Below are 21,239 nucleotides of genomic sequence, written 5' to 3'. Positions count from 1 at the left end.
GCCCTAGCTTTTTTTATAGCATTTTTTTCGCTTTTTGTGTGTTGGCAAAATGCAGCTTTGTAAATTGACGTAAAGCATCTTCACCGTGCAGCTTGATGAGCTTGGCGGCGGCCTTGTCTACATGAGGACCGGCTCCTTTTGGGATGTCAAAGCCTGCAGCCTGTGATAATTTGTCCATTTCAATTAAAAAGGCGTACCTTGCGATAATGGAAGCTGCAGCGACTGACAAATGGATGCCTTCTGCTTTTGTACTAAAATACGTCCGCTCCCGGATGATTTTTTTCCCGGCAAGATGCTTGAAATAAATCCCTGGTTCTGCAAATTGGTCAATCAAAATGGCTTCAGGCTGCTGTCCGTCCAGTTTTTCTAGCACAGAGGTGATGACTTGGTTATGAAGCAGTGCCTTCATTTTTCCTTGACTCATGCCCTTTTCCTGCATCGTATTGTACTTTTCATTTCGGAGAACGAGAAGGCTGAACGGAATGGTTTTGATGAGATCCTTGGCAATGTTGAGAATTTGCGGGTCCTTTAGCCCTTTTGAGTCTTTTACGCCAAGCTCTTTCATTAAAGCAAGCTGGCTAGCATCAACATAGGCCGCACAGACTGTGATCGGTCCGAAATAATCACCTGTACCTACTTCATCTGAACCGATGACCGACATGGAAGCAATGCCGGGCGGCGGACTGTATTTTGTAACAGCAGGTGATTTTTGACTTTTCGTATCAGCTGCTTGCAAGTGGCTGAATTGACTGGCTTCAGCTTCTGCCTTTTGTCCTTGAAACAATACTTTTCCAGATCGATAGGCTGTAATCGTACAGCCAGGGACTTTTGCTTGAAAGAGGGCGCCTGGCGGCAAATTGTCTGTTAAATGGTGCGCATACGCGCTCTTCATCTTTTTGAGGTCTTCTGATGTTGCTTTTAAAACGGATTGGGGCACAGTGGATAACTCCTTTTTACCTTGATATCATTGATTTCTAAAGTGTACCATAACAGGGAAGGGCTCGTCTTTCCATTCAATGTCTAAACATGTTATGATAGAGACTAGGATTCTCGTGGAATGGAGGAGAAACGTTGTCTGACGGCGGTAAAACGAAAACAACAGTTGAGATTTACGGACAGTCCTATACGATCATCGGACAAGAAACGAAGATGCATATGCGACATGTTGCGTCAATTGTTGATGATAAAATGAGAGAAATAAATGAAAAAAATCCATATCTTGATATAAACAAATTAGCTGTACTGACAGCAGTCAATGTCGTCCACGACTACTTGAAATTAAAAGAGCAATACGAAAAATTAGAGATTCAGCTAAAAGAAAAGGAATGAAATTACCGTGATCGATATCATCATTTTGTTTTTGCTTCTTATGGGAACGCTTGTCGGTCTAAAACGCGGGTTTATTCTTCAATTTATTAAATTGATCAGCTTTGTTGTTTCTATCTTAGTGGCTTCCATGTTTTATCAGTCACTTGCACCACAGCTTACGTGGATTCCGTCACCTAATTTTAGCGGCGGTCAACCGCAGCTCGCTTTCTTTAGCGGGAATCTAGAAACAGCTTATTATAATACCATTGCGTTTATCATTCTGTTTATCTTGACCAAAATCCTGCTCGCCATCATTGGCGGATTGCTCACAACCATTGCAAGTATACCTGTGATTAAACAGGTGAACAAACTGCTTGGCGGTGTTTTAGGATTTCTTGAAACCTATTTATTTGTGTTTATTCTATTGTTTGTCGCTGCATTACTTCCAGTAGATGCGCTCCAAACAATGATGAGCAAATCAATGTTAGCAGATGTGATCGTAAACAACACCCCTTACCTGTCCGGTCTTGTCAAAGACCTATGGTCGACGTATGGAGTTTAAAAACTTCTCCTTTTCTGGAGAAGTTTTTTCTCATTCCATGACAGAAAGTTGTAGGATGAAGGGAAAGTTTGTATATTTATATAGGAAGATGCGAAAGCGGCTGGAGGATGAGAGATGAATAAAAAAGATATTATCAAACTTCTTGAAACAATTGCAGTATATATGGAACTAAAAGGAGATAATCCTTTTAAAATTTCTGCCTTTCGTAAAGCAGCAGCGGCACTGGAACAAGACGACCGCAGCCTTTCTCAAATAGATGATCTATTAGCATTACCCGGCATTGGAAAAGGAACCTTTGCTGTGATCACAGAGTATATCGAAAAAGGAAAATCAGAAACACTCGAACAATTAAAAAAGGAAGTGCCTGAAGGACTTGTCCCGCTCTTGAAATTGCAAGGGCTTGGCGGGAAGAAGATTGCGAAGCTTTACCAAGAGCTTGGTGTCCATGATGCCCAGTCATTAAAAGAAGCATGTGAAGCGGAAAAAGTACAAGCGCTTGCAGGCTTCGGTAAAAAAACAGAAGAGAAGATTCTCGCTGCTCTTGAGGAGGCCGGAAAGCAGCCAGAACGACTGCCAATTGGCTTTGCATTAGATGTGGCAGAGCGGATTGATCATGCGCTAGAACAGATGAAGGGGATTATTCGTTTTTCTAGAGCTGGCAGTCTAAGACGTGCACGAGAAACTGTCAAAGATTTAGATTATATCATTGCGACCAGCGATCCTGAACAAGTCAGAGAGCAGCTCGTTGCACTTGATGATGTCAAAGACGTCATTGCAAGCGGTGATACGAAGGTATCTGTCATTCTTGCCCTTGATTTTGAGATCAGTGTAGACTTCCGGCTTGTGACAACAGATCAATTTGCAACAACGCTGCACCATTTCACTGGCTCAAAAGATCACAATATTCGCATGCGTCAGCTTGCGAAGGAACGCGGAGAGCGTATTAGTGAATATGGTGTGGAAACAATTGAAACTGGAGAAGTCAAAACGTTTGAAGACGAGGCCGCTTTTTATGCGCATTTTCAACTTCCGCTCATTCCGCCAGAAATTCGTGAAACCGGAGCGGAGATTGATACGTATAAAGAAAGTATGCAATTTGTAGAGTTAAAAGATATCAAAGGCGACCTTCATATGCACTCAACATGGAGTGACGGCGCATTTTCTATTCGCGAAATGGCAGAGGCATGTATCGCAAAAGGCTATGAATACATGGCGATTACAGACCACTCGCAATATTTAAAAGTAGCAAACGGTTTAACAAAAGAACGTTTACGTCTGCAAGCAAAAGAAATTGACAAGCTGAATCAAGAATTCGAGCATTTTCACATTTTCAAAGGGGTCGAAATGGATATTCTCCCGGATGGATCATTAGATTATGATGATGACTTTTTAGCAGACATGGATTTTGTCATTGCGTCTATCCACTCGAGCTTTTCTCAGCCGGAAGAAGTCATTATGGAGCGCCTTGAAAATGCCCTGCGGAATCAGCATGTGGATTTAATTGCACATCCAACAGGCCGTTTGATCGGCAGACGGGACGGCTATGCCTTAAATATAGATCAGCTCATAGAGCTTGCGAAGAAAACGGGAACTGCACTAGAGCTCAACAGCAACCCGTCAAGACTGGATTTAAAAACAGAGCATTTAATGAAAGCAAACGAAGCAGGTGTGAACATCATGATCAATACAGATGCGCACAATATCGCCATGCTGGATCATATGGAAGTTGGTGTAACAGCTGCAAGAAAAGGCTGGACACCAAAAGCAAATGTCGTGAATACTTTTTCTCTAAGCGAGATCAAAAAGTTTTTAACGCGTGACAGGTAGTCGTTAGGAGGCTGGACCATGCTGCAACAAAAAGTGTTAGCATCATTAGAATTTCATAAAGTAAAAGAAAAAGTCATGTCCTATACCGCATCCTCATTAGGAAAAGAAAGAGCGCAGGATTTAACGCCGCTGACGGATATAGAAACCATTCAGCATTTGCTGGAAGAGGTAGCAGAAGCACAGGATGTCATCCGCTTAAAGGGATCGGCGCCATTTGGCGGGCTGACGGATATTAGACGCGGGGTCAAACGGGCAGAAATCGGCAGTACATTAAGCCCATCTGAGCTCATGGAAATTGCAGCGCTGTTATACACTGCGAAAAATATGAAGCACTTTCTCACGTCCCTGTATGAAGATGGTGTAGACATACCTCGCCTTCATACATATGCAGAGACGCTGATATTACTGCCTGAAGTCAGAAAAGAAATCGAAAGCTGTATTGGTGATAATGGAGAAGTGCTTGATCATGCAACTCCGGCGCTACGAACAATACGTACGCAATTACGTTCATTAGAATCAAAAGTGCGAGATAAATTAGAATCCATGATTCGCTCACAATCTGCTTCAAAAATGCTGTCAGACACGATTGTTACCATTCGTAATGATCGGTTTGTGATTCCGGTAAAGCAGGAGTACCGCTCGAATTACGGCGGAATTGTTCACGATCAATCATCATCTGGGGCAACCCTATTTATCGAGCCGCAAGTGGTCGTGGATTTAAATAACACCTTGCAGCAAACCCGTTTAAAAGAAAAACAAGAGGTCGAAAAGATCCTGCAAATGCTGACAGCGAGCGTGTCAGAACACATTGAGGAACTGCTTCACAATGTAAAAGAGCTTCAGACGTTAGATTTTATTTTTGCTAAAGCCAAATATGCAAAGGCAGAAAAAGCCACAAAGCCTGCTGTGAACGATCAAGGGGAGATTTATTTAAAGCGGGCAAGACATCCTCTATTGCCTAGGGATCAGGTTGTGGCAAATGACATTGAGCTCGGCAAAGATTTTTCAACCATCGTTATTACTGGCCCAAATACAGGGGGTAAGACAGTTACCTTGAAAACGCTTGGTCTTCTTACGCTGATGACGCAGGCAGGCCTTCATATTCCAGTTGAAGAAGGCTCGGAAGTGGCTGTATTCGACCAAGTCTTTGCTGATATTGGAGATGAACAATCTATTGAGCAAAGCTTGAGTACGTTCTCATCTCATATGGTCAATATTGTAGATATCTTAAAGAATTTGACATCTAACTCACTCGTGTTATTTGATGAATTAGGGGCAGGAACAGACCCTGCAGAAGGTGCCGCGCTGGCCATGAGTATCTTAGATGAAGTGCATCAAACAAATGCACGCGTCATCGCAACGACCCATTATCCTGAGCTGAAGGCTTACGGATATAACCGGGAAGGTGTCACAAATGCGAGCGTGGAGTTTGACATTGAAACCTTATCACCAACGTACCGCTTGCTCATCGGTGTGCCCGGACGAAGTAATGCATTTGAAATTTCTAAACGTCTTGGGTTGCCAGATCACCTCATTGACCGTGCAAAAGCGGATATGCATGCCGAGCATAATGAAGTAGACCAAATGATTGCTTCATTAGAAGAAAGCAAGAAACAAGCAGAAGAAGAGCTGCATGAGACAGAAGTCTATAGAAAAGAAGCAGAAAAGCTTCATAAAGAATTGCAGAGACAAATTCTTGAATGGAATGAGCAAAAGGACAAACTGCTTGAAGAAGCTGAAAAAAAAGCGGCAGAAAAAATTGAACAAGCCTCAAAAGAAGCAGAAGACATCATTCAAGAGCTTCGTTCGATAAAAAATGAGCATCGATCATTTAAAGAACATGAACTCATCGATGCGAGAAAGCGTCTTGAAGAAGCAGTCCCTGAGTTTGACCGGAAGAAAAAGCCAGAGCCGGTGAAAAAAGCAGCAAGACAGCTAAAATCAGGCGACGAAGTGAAAGTGCTCACCTTCGGGCAAAAAGGAACGCTGCTTGAACAAACAGGTGACAAAGAATGGAGTGTCCAAATGGGCATTCTGAAAATGAAAGTAAAAGAAAAAGACATGGAATTTATCAAATCAGCACCTGAATTTAAGCAGGAGAAAGCCATTACGGCAGTCAAAGGAAAAGACTATCATGTATCGCTTGAGCTTGACTTAAGGGGAGAGCGTTATGAAAATGCCTTAAGCAGAGTCGAGAAATATTTAGATGATGCTGTCTTAGCTGGTTATCCGCGTGTGTCAATCATTCACGGAAAAGGAACTGGCGCCCTTAGAAAAGGGGTTCAGGAATTACTGAAACAGCACCGAAGTGTGAAAAATGCTCGTTTTGGGGAACAAGGCGAGGGAGGATCAGGCGTTACCATCGTCGAATTAAAGTAAAAAGGAGAAAACGCATGAAAGCCTTTTGGGAAAATGAACTTGTGGAAATTGCCGCCTATTACAGCGTGGCCGTCCTATGTCTTGTCTTATTTCTAACCATTTTTGAACTCGTTACCTCCTATAAAAACTGGGAAGAGATCCAGCGGGGGAACTTAGCTGTTGCCATGGCAACAGGCGGAAAGATTTTTGGGATTGCGAATGTGTTTCAGCATTCTATCGCACAGCACAATTCCCTTCTGCAAATGATTGGATGGGGCGTATACGGCTTTGTGATGCTGCTTGTCAGCTATTTCATTTTTGAATTTTTAACACCACGATTTAAAGTAGACAAAGAAATTGAGAATGATAATAGAGCGGTCGGGTTTATTTCACTCATTATTTCAGTTGGGCTGTCTTATGTAGTAGCAGCCGGCATTTAAGGAGACGACATGGAAAAGCTAGCAAAAGTATTAATCGTAGTTGCCTGCACTTTTGCGGTCATTGGTGCCGTTTACATGTTCCTGTGAAATGAATAAGACAAAGTGAGAAAGCTGTCAGGGATTCCTTGGCAGCTTTTATCTCACCAGAAGGCGGTGAATCACATGAAGCAAATTCTGCAAAAAGACGAACTCATAAAGCGAATTGATACTTGTCTCCAAATGACTTCCCTGCCAAGAGACATATACGAACCGTATATTGCACGTCCATTTCAAACGACTGGATTTTTTGATGATTTGAGCCCTTATATTCAAATCGATCCGAGTGGCTATATTCTCATTCAATATGAACGAGGAATCCAAATGCTGCATAAAAGAACAAAAGCGGCGGATGAAGTCATTTACTGGATTTTAGAAGACACAATCTTTCTTACAGTCTACATAGATATGATGAGGCAGTATCAAGTCGACAACATCCAGACGCATTTACCTAATGACCCGAGTATCCATCAACAGATCGTGGAGAGAGTAAATGAGTCATTTCGTGCAATCGGTGGATTATATGAACAGTGGCATCATGAAGGAAAAAGAGCATCGATCGAAACACCGGCAAAGAAGTAAAGATGCCATGGAACCAAGCTCTATTTGAAAAAAGAAAACTGCCTTAAGGAAAAGTTTGCTATAATAAAATAGTACGAAAGTTCAGGAAGGAGGGTTTTTATGCAGTCAGATAAACGTTGGCTTCTGCATTACCCGAATCAAATTCCCCACGAACTCACCATCCCAAATGAGACGTTACAATCTTACTTATTCAGCTCCGCAGAGGCTGCACCTGAGCATACAGCCATTCATTTTCTAGGAAAAAACATCACCTATGAACAGCTCCAGGAAGAAGCATTGAAACTAGCTGGTCACCTGATGAAAATTGGCGTGAAAAAAGGCGACAGAGTAGCAATCATGCTGCCAAACTGTCCTCAATCTGTCATTTCATATTATGCTGTTTTAATTGCAGGCGGCATCGTTGTTCAAACGAACCCGCTTTATACGGAGAAAGAACTGGCATATCAAATGGAGGACAGCGGCTCAAAAGTGCTGATTACACTGGATTTATTGTATCCAAAGGCCTATAAAATGAAAGCGCTGACAAGTATGGAGCACTTGATCATCACCAAACTGCAGGATTATTTACCATTTCCGAAAAACATTCTGTTTCCTATCGTCCAAAAAAGAAAAAATAAAATGGTCATCCAAGTAGAGAAAAGCGAGACCATTCATCACTTCTCACAAATTATGAAAGAATCGTCAGGAGAACAGATTCCGGCTCTTGCCTTTGAACCGAAAGAGGATGTCGCTGTTTTGCAATATACAGGCGGAACGACTGGTTTACCAAAAGGGGTCATGCTGACGCATGAAAATATTTTAGCGAATACTGAAATGTGCGCTTCTTGGATGTATAAAACGACAAGAGGAAAAGAACGAATCCTTGGCATCATTCCGTTTTTTCATGTATACGGAATGACGACCGTATTAAACCTTGCTGTGAAAGAAGGGCATTCAATGATTCTCCTTCCGCGATTTGACGCAGCTGATACCCTCAAAACGATTGAAAAACAGAAACCGACACTCTTTCCAGGTGCACCCACCATGTATATTGCCTTGCTGCATCATCCGAACATTGAAAAGTATGACCTGTCGTCCATCACTGCATGTTTAAGCGGCTCGGCGGCTCTTCCTGTTGAAGTCAAACAGAGCTTTGAGAAATTAACAGGAGGGCGTTTAGTTGAGGGGTATGGTCTTTCAGAAACTTCGCCAGTGACCCATTCTAACTTTTTATGGGGAGCGAACAAAACAGGCAGCATTGGCTGTCCGTGGCCTGGGACAGACGCAGGTATTTATTGCGAGGAAACGGGTGGCCTTAAAGAGCCGTATGAGCACGGAGAAATTATCGTCAAAGGACCGCAGATCATGAAAGGCTACTGGAATCAGCCAGAGGAGACAGCAGCTGTATTAAGGGACGGATGGTTTTTCACTGGAGATATTGGGTATATGGATGAGGACGGTTTTTTCTATATCGTTGACCGGAAAAAAGATGTCATTATTGCGAGCGGTTATAATATTTACCCAAGAGAGGTCGAAGAAGCCCTTTATGAGCATGAGCTTGTACAAGAAGCCGTTGTCGCAGGCATACCAGATCCTTATAGAGGAGAAACAGTAAAAGCGTTTGTTGTGCCGAAAAAGGATGCTTATTTAACAGAGGATGAACTCGATCGCTTTGTCAGAACGAGAATTGCTTCATTTAAAGTACCGCGCGTGTATGAATTTAAAGAATCACTGCCTAAAACGGCTGTCGGAAAAATTTTGCGCAGAGTATTAATTGAAGAAGAAAAAAGAAAGCAAGCTTCATCATCTGAGACACCTGTCGATCAATTGAAGAAATAACGACCTTCATCATCCGGTCGAGCGGCCGGATGATTTGAATGATGACCGTCTGCTCTGGTATGATAAAGGTTGAAAAGAAAGAAGAAGATCACTTGACAAATCACCCGTTTCTTTTTAACATAAAGTTATGAATGAATGCTCATTCAATTTAGAAAGGGACGAAGCACATTGAAGCAGAAAAGACCGAAGTACATGCAAATTATTGATGCTGCAGTTGTGGTGATTGCGGAGAACGGCTATCATCAATCACAAGTTTCAAAGATTGCGAAACAAGCAGGGGTGGCAGACGGAACCATTTATCTTTATTTCAAAAACAAAGAGGATATTCTCATCTCATTGTTCAAAGAAAAAATGGGACAATTCATCGAACGGATGGAGACAGATATTCAAAAGAAGCCGTCTGCAAAAGAAAAGCTTCTACTGTTGATCGAGGAGCATTTTCGCATGCTGGCGCAAAATCATCATTTGGCTCTTGTGACACAGCTTGAACTCAGGCAGTCAAACCTTGAGCTGCGGCAAAAAATCAATGAGGTGCTAAAAGGGTATTTAAATATGCTCGAGTCGATTTTAACAGAAGGAAAGAAAACAGGAGAATTCAGACAAAATTTAGATGTCCGCTTAGCAAGACAAATGGTATTTGGGACGATTGATGAAACCGCAACAACATGGGTCATGAATGATCAAAAATATGATCTGCCTGCACTCGCAGAAAGTGTACATGATCTGCTGTTAAACGGAATACATCAATCCTAAAGACAATGTGAAAAAGGATGATTGACATGGAAAAAATACTCAGCTTACATCATGAAGGACAGACAGCGCTCATCACGATTCAGAACCCGCCTGCAAATGCCTTATCCTCTCAGCTGCTCACTGAGCTTAATGACATGTTCGATAAGCTCGAACAGAATGAAGAAGTAAGAGCGATTGTGATCCACGGAGAAGGCAGATTCTTCTCAGCAGGTGCTGATATTAAAGAATTTACGACTTTACAGGAAGAGTCTGATTATGCAAGCCTCGCTGATAGAGGACAGCAAGTCTTTGAACGGATTGAACAGTGTCCAAAGCCAGTCATTGCCTCGATTCACGGAGCAGCATTAGGCGGGGGCCTTGAGCTTGCTATGTCTTGTGATATCCGAATCGCAACAAAAGATGCAAAGCTTGGACTGCCAGAACTAAACCTTGGCATTATTCCAGGATTCGGCGGCACGCAGCGTCTCCCGCGCTACGTTGGTTCTGCTAAAGCACTTGAAATGATGGGAACAGCTGAACCGATTACAGGTGAAGAAGCATTTACGTGCGGCCTTGTTACAAAGCTGGCAGAAACAGAGGAAGAAGCGCTCGAAGCGGCCAAAACACTTGCGGGGAAATTTGCCGCGAAAAGCCCTAAATCACTTGAATATGTGCTTGATTTATTGAACGCCACAAAACTGTATTCATATGACGGCGGAATGAAGCTGGAAGCCAAAAAATTTGGTGAGGTTTTCCAATCAAATGACGCCAAAGAAGGCATCCAGGCCTTTATTGAAAAGCGCAAACCGAATTTTAAAGGGGAATAAGGGATAAGTACGACACAAGGGGGAGAAATAAATGAATATATTTGTTTTGATGAAGCGTACGTTTGACACGGAAGAGAAAATTTCGATTCAGTCTGGTGCAATTCAAGAAGATGGAGCAGAGTTCATTATTAATCCTTATGACGAGTATGCCATTGAAGAAGCCATTCAGCTTCGCGATGAGCACGGGGGAGAAGTGACCGTTGTGACAGTTGGCGGTGAGGATGCAGAGAAACAGCTGAGAACAGCGCTTGCTATGGGCTGTGACAGGGCCGTCTTATTAAATGTGGAGGATGACTTAGAAGAGTGGGACCAATATTCTGCTTCTACCATTCTTTATCACTATTTAAAAGACAAAGAGGCTTCCTTGATCTTAGCAGGGAATGTAGCAATTGACGGCGGCTCTGGACAGGTAGCCCCGCGTCTTGCTGAATTACTCGGTTTTTCATATGTGACTACGATAACAAGTATCCAAATTGACGGCGGCTCTGTATCGATTGAACGAGATGCAGAGGGGGATGTGGAAGTCATTTCTGCCGAACTCCCGCTTGTCGTCACAGCTCAGCAAGGACTCAATGAGCCTCGCTATCCATCATTACCAGGCATTATGAAGGCAAAGAAAAAGCCTTTAGAAGAATTGGAACTTGATGATTTAGATTTAGATGAAGACGATGTACCATATAAAATCAAAACAATTGAACGTTTCTTACCGGAGAAAAAAGAGGGTGGCAAGGTGCTGAGCGGCGAGCTTCAGGATCAAGTCAAAGAACTGACAGATCTACTCAGAAATGAAGCAAAAGTCATCTAAACATCCACTTTACGATATCACGAGAACAAGGAGGAGCTTGAAGATGAGTAAAAAAGTTGTTGTACTTGGAGAAAGTCGTGACGGTAAATTAAGAAATGTGACATTTGAAGCCATTGCTGCCGCTCACAAAGTGGCAGAGGGCGGCGAGGTCATTGGCGTGTTAATAGGGGATGACGTCAAAGGCCTAGCAGATGAACTGCTTTACTATGGAGCGGATCATGTCATGATTGTGGAGCATCCGCACCTTTCATATTATACGTCAGATGGTTTTGCGCAGGCGCTTCAAGCCATATTAGATCAGGTTGATCCAGATGCTGTGCTCTTTGGCCATACATCTATCGGAAAAGACTTGTCGCCGAAAATAGCCGCACGTCTCCAGACTGGCTTGATTTCAGATGCGATTGATGTAAGCGTTACCGGTGAACATCTTGTTTTCACTAGACCGATTTACTCTGGAAAAGCCTTCGAAAAAGTCATTTCGACAGACCGTCTGCTTCTAGCAACCATCCGGCCAAATAACGTGGCACCACTTGAGCGGGATACGTCACGAGGCGGAGAAGTCACACCAGTTTCTGTCGACATTCAAAACCTTCGGACGATCGTGAAGGAAGTCATTAAAAAAACGTCAGAAGGTGTAGATTTATCCGAAGCAAAGGTCATTGTTGCTGGAGGGCGCGGGGTTAAGAGCAAGGAAGGCTTTGAACCGCTGAATGAACTCGCTGAGACGCTGGGGGCAGCAGTCGGAGCTTCGCGCGGAGCCTGTGACGCTGATTATTGTGATTATGCTTTGCAAATTGGTCAAACGGGAAAAGTCGTCACACCTGATCTTTATATTGCATGCGGGATATCAGGAGCGATTCAGCATTTAGCGGGAATGTCTAACAGTAAAGTCATTGTGGCAATTAACAAAGACCCAGAAGCGGAAATCTTCAAAATCGCCGATTATGGAATTGTTGGTGACTTGTTTGAAGTGGTCCCGCTTTTGAATGAAGAGTTAAAAAAGATGAATATCCACTCGTAACGCTCATACACTCAGAATGCCTAGGTATTCTGGGTTTTTTTGTATGTGATCAAGAAGAAAAGGAGCGGTTGACAAGTGAAGGGGACAGTAAAAGTCAATGACGTGATTGGACGCATTTCTAAACACATTTATGGGCATTTTCAGGAGCATTTAGGAAGAGGAATTTATGACGGGATTTGGGTAGGAAAAGACTCAGAGATTGGTCATATTGAAGGGATTCGTACCGATGTACTGAAGGCCCTTCAAGCATTACATATTCCGGTGCTGAGATGGCCGGGGGGCTGCTTCGCAGACGAGTATCACTGGGCAAATGGTGTAGGTGAGCTGAGTGAACGAAAGCCAATGGTCAACACCCATTGGGGTGGTACGGTTGAATCCAATGCATTTGGTACGCATGAATTTATGGCATTGTGTGAGCTGCTTGAATGTGAACCTTACATTTGCGGCAATGTGGGAAGCGGGTCTGTTCAAGAATTAGCCGATTGGGTCGAATACATGACATTTCCAAAAGGGACACCTATGTCAGATTGGCGCATTAAAAATGGAAAACAAGAACCTTGGAAGCTGACCTATGTTGGTGTAGGCAATGAAAGCTGGGGCTGCGGCGGGAATATGACACCTGAATACTATGCAGATTTATATAAACGCTATCAAACGTACGTAAGAGAGTTTGCAGGGCAGCGTATTTACAAAATCGCCTGCGGCGCGAACTCTAATGACGTGAATTGGACGAAAGTATTGATGGAGCGGGCTGCACCGTGGATGGATGGGCTCAGTTTACATTATTACACCGTACCTGGTACATGGGAGAAGAAAGGATCAGCGACTGAATTCGATGAGGATGAATGGTTTATCACGCTGAAAAAGGCCTATGAGATGGAACGGCTTGTCGAAGACCATGGAGAAATCATGGATCGTTATGACCCAGACAAGCGAATCGGGATGATTATTGATGAATGGGGGACATGGTATGACCCAGAGCCAGGGACAAATCCTGGGTTTTTATATCAGCAAAACACACTAAGAGACGCCCTTGTGGCCGCACTCCATTTTCATATTTTTCATCGCCATTGCGAGCGGATTCATATGGCAAATATTGCTCAGACGGTCAATGTGCTGCAAGCGATGGTATTAACAAAGGACGAAAAGATGCTTCTGACACCTACGTATCATGTATTTCACATGTTTCAAGTGCATCAAGAGGAAGAAGCGCTTGAAGTGGAGTTCGTTTCACCGCCGTATGAACGAAGAGGTGAAAAAATTCCTCAGGTCAGTGTGTCAGCCTCGCGTTCATCAGGTAAGATGCATATTAGCTACTGTCACTTGAATCCGCATGAACAAACAGAGATATCCCTTGCCATTGCAGGGATTGAAGAACAAACGAAAGTCACTGGACGTGTACTGACGGCTGATCGCATGAATGCCCATAATACATTCGATGATCCTCATTCTGTTCAGCCAAAAGACTTTGAGCAAATGGCTGTAAAGTCCGGCGAATTAACGGTGGAGCTGCCGCCAATGTCAGTGGTCATGATAACTGTCGACCTCGCTTAATTGCATATTTCGATGTTTGATGAGAAGAATGTTGGGGCATCATACATTGTAAATGAAGCGGAAAGGGTGTCATGTCATATGCTTAGAACCATTCTTATGATCATCGGTGCGATTGTTGTTATTGGTGCGATTATACGGTTTGTTTTTTAATTCATTTCCTAAAAAATGATTCGTAAGCATTTCATTCGCAAGTCACATTGGTAGATGCTATACTAAAAAGCATAATTTACATTGGAGGAATGAATAATGGCAATCGTAAAAGCTACTGACGCAACATTTTCACAAGAAACTGCAGAAGGTGTTGTTCTTGCAGACTTTTGGGCACCATGGTGTGGACCTTGTAAAATGATTGCTCCAGTTCTTGAAGAACTTGATCAAGAAATGGGCGACAAAATGAAAATTGTAAAAATTGATGTAGACGATAACCAAGAAACTGCTGGTAAATACGGCGTTATGAGTATCCCGACACTTCTTGTTTTAAAAGACGGTGAAGTTGTAGAAACTTCTGTTGGTTTCAAACCAAAAGAAGCACTTGCTGAGCTTGTCAACAAACATCTATAAACCAATCTATGCTCAAGCGGCATAATCATTGAAGCGGTTCTCGTAAAGACGAGAGCCGCTTTTCTTTCAACATGGTATAAAACAAATGTTCGTGATACACTAGAAGGAGTGAAAGAGGAAAACAAGGACGGATGAAAAGATGAACAAACTAATCAAAGAAAAGCTGTCAGTCCTGCCGGATCAACCAGGCTGTTACTTAATGAAAGATAGACAAAATACGATCATTTATGTGGGAAAGGCAAAGGTTTTAAAAAATAGGGTGCGCTCTTATTTCACTGGATCACATGACGCCAAAACGCAGCGGCTTGTCAGTGAAATTGAAGACTTTGAATACATTGTCACCTCTTCTAATATCGAGGCGCTCATTTTAGAGCTGAATTTAATCAAAAAATATGACCCAAAATACAATGTCATGCTCAAGGATGACAAGACGTATCCTTTTATAAAAATTACGAATGAACGCCATCCCAAGCTGATCGTCACCCGCAATGTAAAAAAGGACAAAGGGAAATATTTCGGTCCATACCCAAACGTACAAGCAGCTCGAGAAACAAAAAAGCTGCTCGACCGCTTATATCCACTGAGAAAATGCGCCACCCTTCCTGACCGCGTCTGTCTTTATTATCACCTTGGACAATGTCTTGCGCCATGTGTGTATGACATTTCCGAAGAAACGAATAAGCAGCTCGTGGATGAAATCACAAGGTTTCTAAACGGAGGACATCAGCAAATCAAAAAAGAACTCACCGAAAAGATGCAGGAAGCTGCTGAAAATTTAGAGTTTGAACGGGCAAAGGAACTAAGAGACCAAATCGCATATATCGACTCAACGATGGAAAAACAGAAAATGACGATGAGTGATTTATCAGATCGAGATGTCTTCGCCTATGCCTATGATAAAGGCTGGATGTGTGTCCAAGTTTTCTTCATCAGACAGGGGAAATTGATTGAACGTGATGTCAGCCTGTTTCCAATGTATCAGGACCCTGAGGAAGAGTTCCTCACGTTTATGGGGCAATTTTATGAAAAGAACAACCATTTTCTGCCGAAGGAAATTTTGGTGCCTGACAGTGTCGATCAAGAGATGATTGAGCAATTGCTTGAGACGAACGTTCACCAGCCGAAAAAAGGAAAGAAAAAGGATTTACTTTTACTTGCCCATCAAAATGCCAAAATCGCCTTAAAAGAAAAATTTTCGCTCATTGAGCGTGATGAAGAGCGGACAATTGGTGCGGTGAAACAGCTCGGGGATGCACTTAATATTTATATGCCATACAGAATCGAGGCATTTGATAACTCAAATATTCAAGGAGCAGACCCGGTTTCTGCCATGGTCGTCTTTCAGGACGGGAAGCCCTATAAAAAGGAATACCGAAAATACAAAATTAAAACTGTCTCAGGGCCAGATGATTATGCATCCATGCGTGAGGTCATTAGAAGACGATATACCCGCGTGTTAAAGGATGAACTGCCGCTGCCAGATTTAATTTTAATTGACGGAGGAAAAGGACAGATCAACGCAGCCATCGATGTGCTTGAAAATGAATTGAATCTGTCTGTCCCAGTCGCAGGTCTTGTAAAAGATGAAAAACACCGGACATCGAATCTCATGATGGGAGATACACTTGAAATTGTTGCGCTGGAGCGGAATAGCCAGGCTTTTTACTTATTGCAGCGCATTCAAGATGAAGTGCACCGGTTCGCCATTAGCTTTCACCGGCAGCTGCGCGGAAAAAATGCATTCCAGTCTATTTTAGACGATGTACCGGGTATCGGAGAGAAGCGTAAAAAGCAGCTCCTCAAACATTTTGGCTCTGTGAAAAAGATGAAAGAAGCCTCTATCCAAGACTTTCAGGAGGCTGGCATTCCGAAACAGACGGCTGAACTTTTAATGGAAGCATTAAAAAAATAGATTGTACTTTTACCAAAAGTCTGTTAAGATGTGACTAATTTAATAAATGAACGTGTTGTTTGTTGAAGATAGAGGTGCGAACTTCAAGAGTAAGCCTTCGGAGATCGATGGGATCTAAGAAGAGGGCTGAAAGGGGAGCGTCGCCGAAGTGAATAAAATCCACTCATTTTATTCGCTGGCTGTACATTGAAGAAATGTAGGGCTGTCAAGAATTGATTTCTTGGAGGGCTATCTCATTGTTTGCATCGTTTAATGATGATTTTAAAGCAATGGGAGATTTGTTCTCTCATTGCTTTTTTATTTGCAGTGAGCGGGCAGTCTCCAAAGCTGCCTCTTCTCTCACACGTGAACTTTTGAAAAAGGGTGGTAGACATGGGACTAATTGTACAAAAATTTGGCGGAACTTCCGTTGGGTCGGCAGAAAAAATCCGCAATGCCGCAGAGAGAGTGATCGCTGAACGCGAGGCAGGACATGATGTGGTTGTGGTTGTATCAGCGATGGGCAAATCAACGGATGTTCTAGTAGACTTAGCGAAAGAACTCACAGACGATCCAAGCAAAAGAGAGATGGATATGCTGCTCGCAACTGGTGAGCAGGTGACCATTTCATTATTAGCGATGGCGCTCCAAAGAAGAGGTTATGATGCCATTTCCTTTACAGGCTGGCAGGCTGGTATGAAAACAGAGCATGTACACGGAAATGCAAGAATCGTGGACATTGATGAATCAAGAATAAAAGAGGAATTAAGTGCGGGGAAAGTTGTTGTTGTGGCAGGCTTCCAAGGAATTGCAGATGACTTACATATCACAACTCTTGGCCGCGGCGGATCAGATACAACAGCTGTGGCACTGGCTGCCGCACTGAAAGCTGATAAATGTGATATTTACACAGATGTACCAGGAGTGTTTACAACAGATCCGCGTTATGTACCATCTGCGCGGAAACTTGCAGGCATTTCATACGATGAGATGCTTGAGCTGGCTAATTTAGGAGCTGGCGTTCTGCATCCAAGAGCTGTTGAATTTGCGAAAAATTATCAAGTTCCGCTAGAAGTCCGTTCTAGTATTGAAAATGAATCGGGTACGTTAATTGAGGAGGAATCATCCATGGAACAAAATTTAGTCGTCAGAGGCATTGCATTTGAAGATCAGATTACACGTGTGACAGTGTGCGGACTTTCAAGCGGTTTAACAACATTATCGACCATTTTTACGACGCTTGCGAAACAGAATATCAATGTTGATATCATCATTCAGTCTGTCACAAGCACCAACCAGACGTCGATCTCTTTCTCTGTCAAAACGGATGATTTGTCCAAAACAGTTGAAGTATTAGAAGAATATAAAGGGGCGCTTGGCTACGAGCAGATTGAGACAGAAAGCAAATTAGCGAAAGTATCCATTGTGGGATCCGGGATGGTCTCAAATCCAGGCGTAGCTGCTGAAATGTTTGCTGTGTTAGCGCAAAAAGACATTCAAGTGAAAATGGTCAGTACGTCTGAAATCAAAGTCTCAACAGTGGTCGGCCGTGATGATATGGTCAAAGCGGTTGAAGCGCTGCATGATGCGTTTGATTTATCAAAGGTGAGCGCCGCTGCTCATTCTTAAAAAGGTAAAGAGGTGCTCTCATGAAAGAGGGGCGCCTCTTTTTTCTATATGGAAACGGCTGAAACGGGCGTAGACCCATTCATTAAGTATGCTATGATAGATGTAGACATATAAAAAAGGCGTGACCTGAAGTCGCGCCTTTTATCAAGAGTATTAGCTAGGGTCTCTTAAATCCCATTTAACGGTTAAAATGACTTTCTCAGCACGCTTTTTCACTTGTTCATAGGATTCAGCCACGTGCTCATTCAGAAGCTGAATTTGTTCAGCAATAAAACCCGCTTCCATCTGAAAGCATGGCTCCTTTTGATAGGTGAGTCGATTTGATACTAGTGGACCTTCGAGCTCAAACTCAATTTCCTGTTTTTTCGAATGGACCATTGTGAGAGTCCCCCATCCGGCATCATGGAAAAATTCGGGGATCTTCTCCCATGACTCTTGAGGAAATTTACGAGCAAGCAGTTTACCCGCAAAATACATCATAGATGAATGGTCCTGACCAAGAATATCAGGCAGCAGAACTTCGCGTATCAGCTCGTAGGCAAATCCATTGACTTCAATTTCTTTTAGCTGTTCTAAGTTAGATTCGAATTTATTCATTGTACGGCTCCCCTCTTTCAACAATTTATTATAGCTTATGTGGGCATATGATGACAGAGTTTTCCCTGAAGTCTAAGAAATTCTTATTGTAGTAAAACGAATTTTGATTTAAAACTTTTAAATTTCGGAAAATTTTAATTTATGTACGCGGTTTCTTGACGCTTTTTTGACATAGGAGTAAAATGAAATTGTCAATAAATTTGAATAAAGTGCTTACAATTGAAAGAAGCGGGGGTAAGACAATTTTCAAGCAATTGCACTTTTTTTACTAGGGGGTAAAGTAATGTCGGGGAACAAAGAATTTTTTTATCGGAGATTGCATTCTTTGCTTGGCGTCATTCCGGTCGGTCTATTTTTAATACAGCACTTAGTGGTTAACCACTTTGCGACGAATGGACCTGAGGCGTTTAACAAAGCTGCACACTTTATGGAACAGCTTCCTTTCAGATATGCACTTGAGCTGTTCGTGATTTTCTTACCACTGATCTATCATGCTGTTTATGGGGTGTACATAGCCTTTACGGCACAAAACAACACGTCTCGCTTCAGTTACTTAAGAAACTGGCTGTTCAGACTGCAAAGGATTTCAGGTATTATCACATTGATTTTTGTCTCTTGGCACGTATGGGAAACACGAATTCAAGCTCAGCTTGGAGCTGAAGTCAACTATGACATGATGGCGAATATTTTAAGCTCTCCATTTATGCTAGGCTTCTATATTGTCGGCGTTTTATCTACTATTTTCCACTTTGCTAATGGCTTGTGGTCATTTGCTGTCAGCTGGGGAATTACTGTTTCACCACGCTCACAACGAATCTCCACATATGTGACATTAGGTATATTTATAGCGCTTTCATATGTAGGGCTAAGAGCAATTTTCGCTTTTGTTTAAGAGGAAATAGATTAGTAGAAGAGGGAGAGGGGCTACAATGAGTAATTCTAGCATCATCGTTGTCGGAGGCGGCTTAGCTGGTCTCATGGCAACTATTAAAGCAGCAGAAGCGGGAACAGCTGTTCAACTATTTTCAATCGTACCTGTGAAACGTTCGCATTCTGTATGTGCACAGGGCGGAATCAACGGAGCGGTTAATACAAAAGGTGAAGGGGATTCACCTTATGAGCATTTTGATGACACGGTATACGGCGGAGATTTCTTAGCCAACCAGCCGCCAGTAAAGGCAATGTGTGAAGCAGCGCCGTCCATTATCCATTTACTTGATCGTATGGGTGTTATGTTTAATAGAACACCAGAGGGATTATTGGACTTCCGCCGTTTCGGGGGAACACAGCACCACCGTACAGCGTTTGCTGGAGCTACAACAGGCCAGCAGCTATTATACGCACTGGATGAGCAGGTTCGCCGCTATGAAGTAGCAGGACTTGTCACGAAATATGAAGGCTGGGAATTCCTTGGCGCTGTTTTAGATGACGAGGAAGTGTGCCGCGGGATTGTCGCGCAGAACTTGACGACAATGGAAATTGAATCCTTCCGTTCAGATGCAGTCATCATGGCAACAGGCGGTCCTGGAATCGTGTTCGGTAAATCAACGAACTCCATGATTAACACTGGATCTGCTGCGTCCATCGTCTATCAGCAAGGTGCGCATTATGCAAATGGAGAATTCATTCAAATTCACCCGACAGCGATCCCAGGAGATGACAAGCTTCGTCTCATGAGTGAATCGGCTCGTGGTGAAGGCGGACGTGTTTGGACGTATAAAGACGGGAAGCCTTGGTACTTCCTTGAAGAAAAATACCCAGCATACGGGAACCTTGTACCGCGTGACATTGCAACGCGTGAAATCTTTGACGTATGTGTCGAGCAAAAGCTTGGCATCAACGGAGAGAACATGGTATATCTCGATCTTTCTCACAAAGATCCAAAAGAGCTTGATATTAAGCTTGGCGGAATCATTGAAATCTATGAAAAATTCATGGGTGACGACCCGCGTAAGCTGCCGATGAAAATCTTCCCAGCTGTTCATTACTCAATGGGCGGATTATGGGTCGATTATGATCAAATGACGAATATCAAAGGTCTATTCGCTGCCGGAGAATGTGATTACTCAATGCACGGCGGAAACAGACTTGGTGCAAACTCACTTCTTTCTGCGATTTACGGCGGAATGGTCGCTGGACCAAATGCGGTGAAGTACATTAGCGGTCTTGAAAAATCTGCGGAAGACCTTTCTTCTGCACTATTTGACAGCGCCGTGAAGAAAGAGCAGGAGAAATGGGACAACATCCTCAGCATGGACGGAACAGAAAATGCGTACGTGCTTCATAAAGAGCTTGGAGAATGGATGACGGATAACGTGACAGTGGTTCGTTACAATGACAAACTCTTAAAAACAGATCAGAAGATTGAAGAACTAATGGAGCGCTACAAGAAGATCAACATCAATGATACCGCATCATGGAGCAACCAAGGCGCTGCCTTCACACGTCAGCTTGACAACATGCTTCAGCTGGCAAGAGTCATTACGATTGGGGCATATAACCGGAATGAAAGCCGAGGCGCACACTATAAACCGGAATTCCCAGAAAGAAACGATGAAGAATTCCTTAAAACAACGATGGCTACGTTCAAAGGGAAAAATCAAAAGCCTGCATTCCACTATGAGGACGTCGATGTATCGTTAATTGCACCTCGTAAACGAGATTACTCGAAGAAAAAGGTGGAGAAATAAG

The 21,239-nt window shown here is 43.0% G+C and carries 19 protein-coding genes and 1 riboswitch; of the genes, 17 read left to right on the top strand and 2 right to left on the bottom strand.

The window, feature by feature from the left end:
- Window positions 1–13: 13 nt before the first annotated feature.
- A complete protein-coding gene (gene rnhC / locus MHB69_RS13165; RefSeq protein ID WP_101676782.1) occupies window positions 14–937 on the bottom strand; it encodes a ribonuclease HIII in 924 nt (307 codons plus the stop codon).
- A gap of 134 nt (window positions 938–1,071) precedes the next feature.
- Here rnhC and zapA point away from each other — a divergent pair, with 134 nt between their 5' ends.
- The 15 genes from zapA (at window position 1,072) to MHB69_RS13090 (ending at window position 17,951) form a co-directional block, all read left to right on the top strand.
- Entirely contained in the window at window positions 1,072–1,329 is a 258-nt protein-coding gene (zapA, locus tag MHB69_RS13160; protein WP_012010831.1) for a cell division protein ZapA, read from the top strand.
- Window positions 1,330–1,336: 7 nt separating this feature from the next.
- Window positions 1,337–1,870 (top strand): CvpA family protein, encoded by a 534-nt coding sequence (locus MHB69_RS13155; protein ID WP_046312011.1) that lies wholly within the window; start codon window positions 1,337–1,339, stop codon window positions 1,868–1,870.
- 114 nt (window positions 1,871–1,984) lie between these two features.
- The gene (gene polX, locus MHB69_RS13150) at window positions 1,985–3,697 is read left to right on the top strand and encodes a DNA polymerase/3'-5' exonuclease PolX (protein ID WP_268414145.1); all 1,713 of its coding nucleotides are present in this window, start codon (window positions 1,985–1,987) and stop codon (window positions 3,695–3,697) included.
- A 21-nt stretch (window positions 3,698–3,718) separates the two neighbouring features.
- The gene (locus MHB69_RS13145) at window positions 3,719–6,076 is read left to right on the top strand and encodes an endonuclease MutS2 (protein ID WP_342496240.1); all 2,358 of its coding nucleotides are present in this window, start codon (window positions 3,719–3,721) and stop codon (window positions 6,074–6,076) included.
- 14 nt (window positions 6,077–6,090) lie between these two features.
- Window positions 6,091–6,495, top strand: a complete 405-nt coding sequence (locus MHB69_RS13140; RefSeq protein WP_008345990.1) for a DUF350 domain-containing protein — start codon at window positions 6,091–6,093, stop codon at window positions 6,493–6,495.
- A gap of 162 nt (window positions 6,496–6,657) precedes the next feature.
- Entirely contained in the window at window positions 6,658–7,113 is a 456-nt protein-coding gene (locus tag MHB69_RS13135; protein ID WP_034280732.1) for an immunity 63 family protein, read from the top strand.
- Between the two features lie 99 nt (window positions 7,114–7,212).
- Window positions 7,213–8,931, top strand: a complete 1,719-nt coding sequence (locus tag MHB69_RS13130; protein ID WP_070326352.1) for an AMP-binding protein — start codon at window positions 7,213–7,215, stop codon at window positions 8,929–8,931.
- A gap of 168 nt (window positions 8,932–9,099) precedes the next feature.
- Window positions 9,100–9,684 (top strand): TetR/AcrR family transcriptional regulator, encoded by a 585-nt coding sequence (locus MHB69_RS13125; RefSeq protein ID WP_024427175.1) that lies wholly within the window; start codon window positions 9,100–9,102, stop codon window positions 9,682–9,684.
- A gap of 26 nt (window positions 9,685–9,710) precedes the next feature.
- Window positions 9,711–10,490: an enoyl-CoA hydratase gene (locus tag MHB69_RS13120; protein WP_025092456.1), complete on the top strand. Its 780-nt coding sequence runs from the start codon at window positions 9,711–9,713 to the stop codon at window positions 10,488–10,490.
- Between the two features lie 31 nt (window positions 10,491–10,521).
- The gene (locus MHB69_RS13115) at window positions 10,522–11,295 is read left to right on the top strand and encodes an electron transfer flavoprotein subunit beta/FixA family protein (protein WP_024427173.1); all 774 of its coding nucleotides are present in this window, start codon (window positions 10,522–10,524) and stop codon (window positions 11,293–11,295) included.
- A 43-nt stretch (window positions 11,296–11,338) separates the two neighbouring features.
- A complete protein-coding gene (locus tag MHB69_RS13110) occupies window positions 11,339–12,316 on the top strand; it encodes an electron transfer flavoprotein subunit alpha/FixB family protein (RefSeq protein WP_041115051.1) in 978 nt (325 codons plus the stop codon).
- Between the two features lie 75 nt (window positions 12,317–12,391).
- On the top strand, window positions 12,392–13,870 hold the full coding sequence (locus MHB69_RS13105; RefSeq protein ID WP_061109446.1) for an alpha-N-arabinofuranosidase: 1,479 nt from the start codon (window positions 12,392–12,394) through the stop codon (window positions 13,868–13,870).
- A gap of 246 nt (window positions 13,871–14,116) precedes the next feature.
- Entirely contained in the window at window positions 14,117–14,431 is a 315-nt protein-coding gene (trxA, locus tag MHB69_RS13100; RefSeq protein WP_007501629.1) for a thioredoxin, read from the top strand.
- A 139-nt stretch (window positions 14,432–14,570) separates the two neighbouring features.
- Complete coding sequence (gene uvrC / locus MHB69_RS13095; RefSeq protein ID WP_024423216.1) at window positions 14,571–16,343, top strand: excinuclease ABC subunit UvrC; 1,773 nt, start codon at window positions 14,571–14,573, stop codon at window positions 16,341–16,343.
- Window positions 16,344–16,404: 61 nt separating this feature from the next.
- Window positions 16,405–16,582, top strand: a riboswitch (Lysine riboswitch).
- A gap of 133 nt (window positions 16,583–16,715) precedes the next feature.
- Window positions 16,716–17,951, top strand: a complete 1,236-nt coding sequence (locus tag MHB69_RS13090; RefSeq protein ID WP_034279740.1) for an aspartate kinase — start codon at window positions 16,716–16,718, stop codon at window positions 17,949–17,951.
- Between the two features lie 153 nt (window positions 17,952–18,104).
- On the opposite strand, the gene MHB69_RS13085 is transcribed toward MHB69_RS13090, so the two are convergent.
- Window positions 18,105–18,548 carry a YslB family protein gene (locus MHB69_RS13085; protein WP_024423214.1) on the bottom strand — a complete coding sequence of 148 codons (444 nt, stop codon included), beginning with the start codon at window positions 18,546–18,548 and terminating at the stop codon, window positions 18,105–18,107.
- 283 nt (window positions 18,549–18,831) lie between these two features.
- Between MHB69_RS13085 and MHB69_RS13080 the strand changes: the two genes are divergently transcribed.
- Both MHB69_RS13080 and sdhA read left to right on the top strand, forming a co-directional pair.
- Window positions 18,832–19,440, top strand: a complete 609-nt coding sequence (locus MHB69_RS13080) for a succinate dehydrogenase cytochrome b558 subunit (protein WP_024423213.1) — start codon at window positions 18,832–18,834, stop codon at window positions 19,438–19,440.
- A gap of 37 nt (window positions 19,441–19,477) precedes the next feature.
- Entirely contained in the window at window positions 19,478–21,238 is a 1,761-nt protein-coding gene (sdhA, locus tag MHB69_RS13075; protein WP_034279746.1) for a succinate dehydrogenase flavoprotein subunit, read from the top strand.
- Window position 21,239 lies beyond the last annotated feature (1 nt).

The sequence above is a fragment of the Bacillus sp. FSL K6-0994 genome, from assembly GCF_038630815.1.
Classification (GTDB): Bacteria; Bacillota; Bacilli; order Bacillales; family Bacillaceae; genus Bacillus; species Bacillus safensis.
The sequence above is the reverse complement of the archived record's forward strand: the minus strand, read 5'-3'. Positions and strand labels throughout refer to the sequence as shown.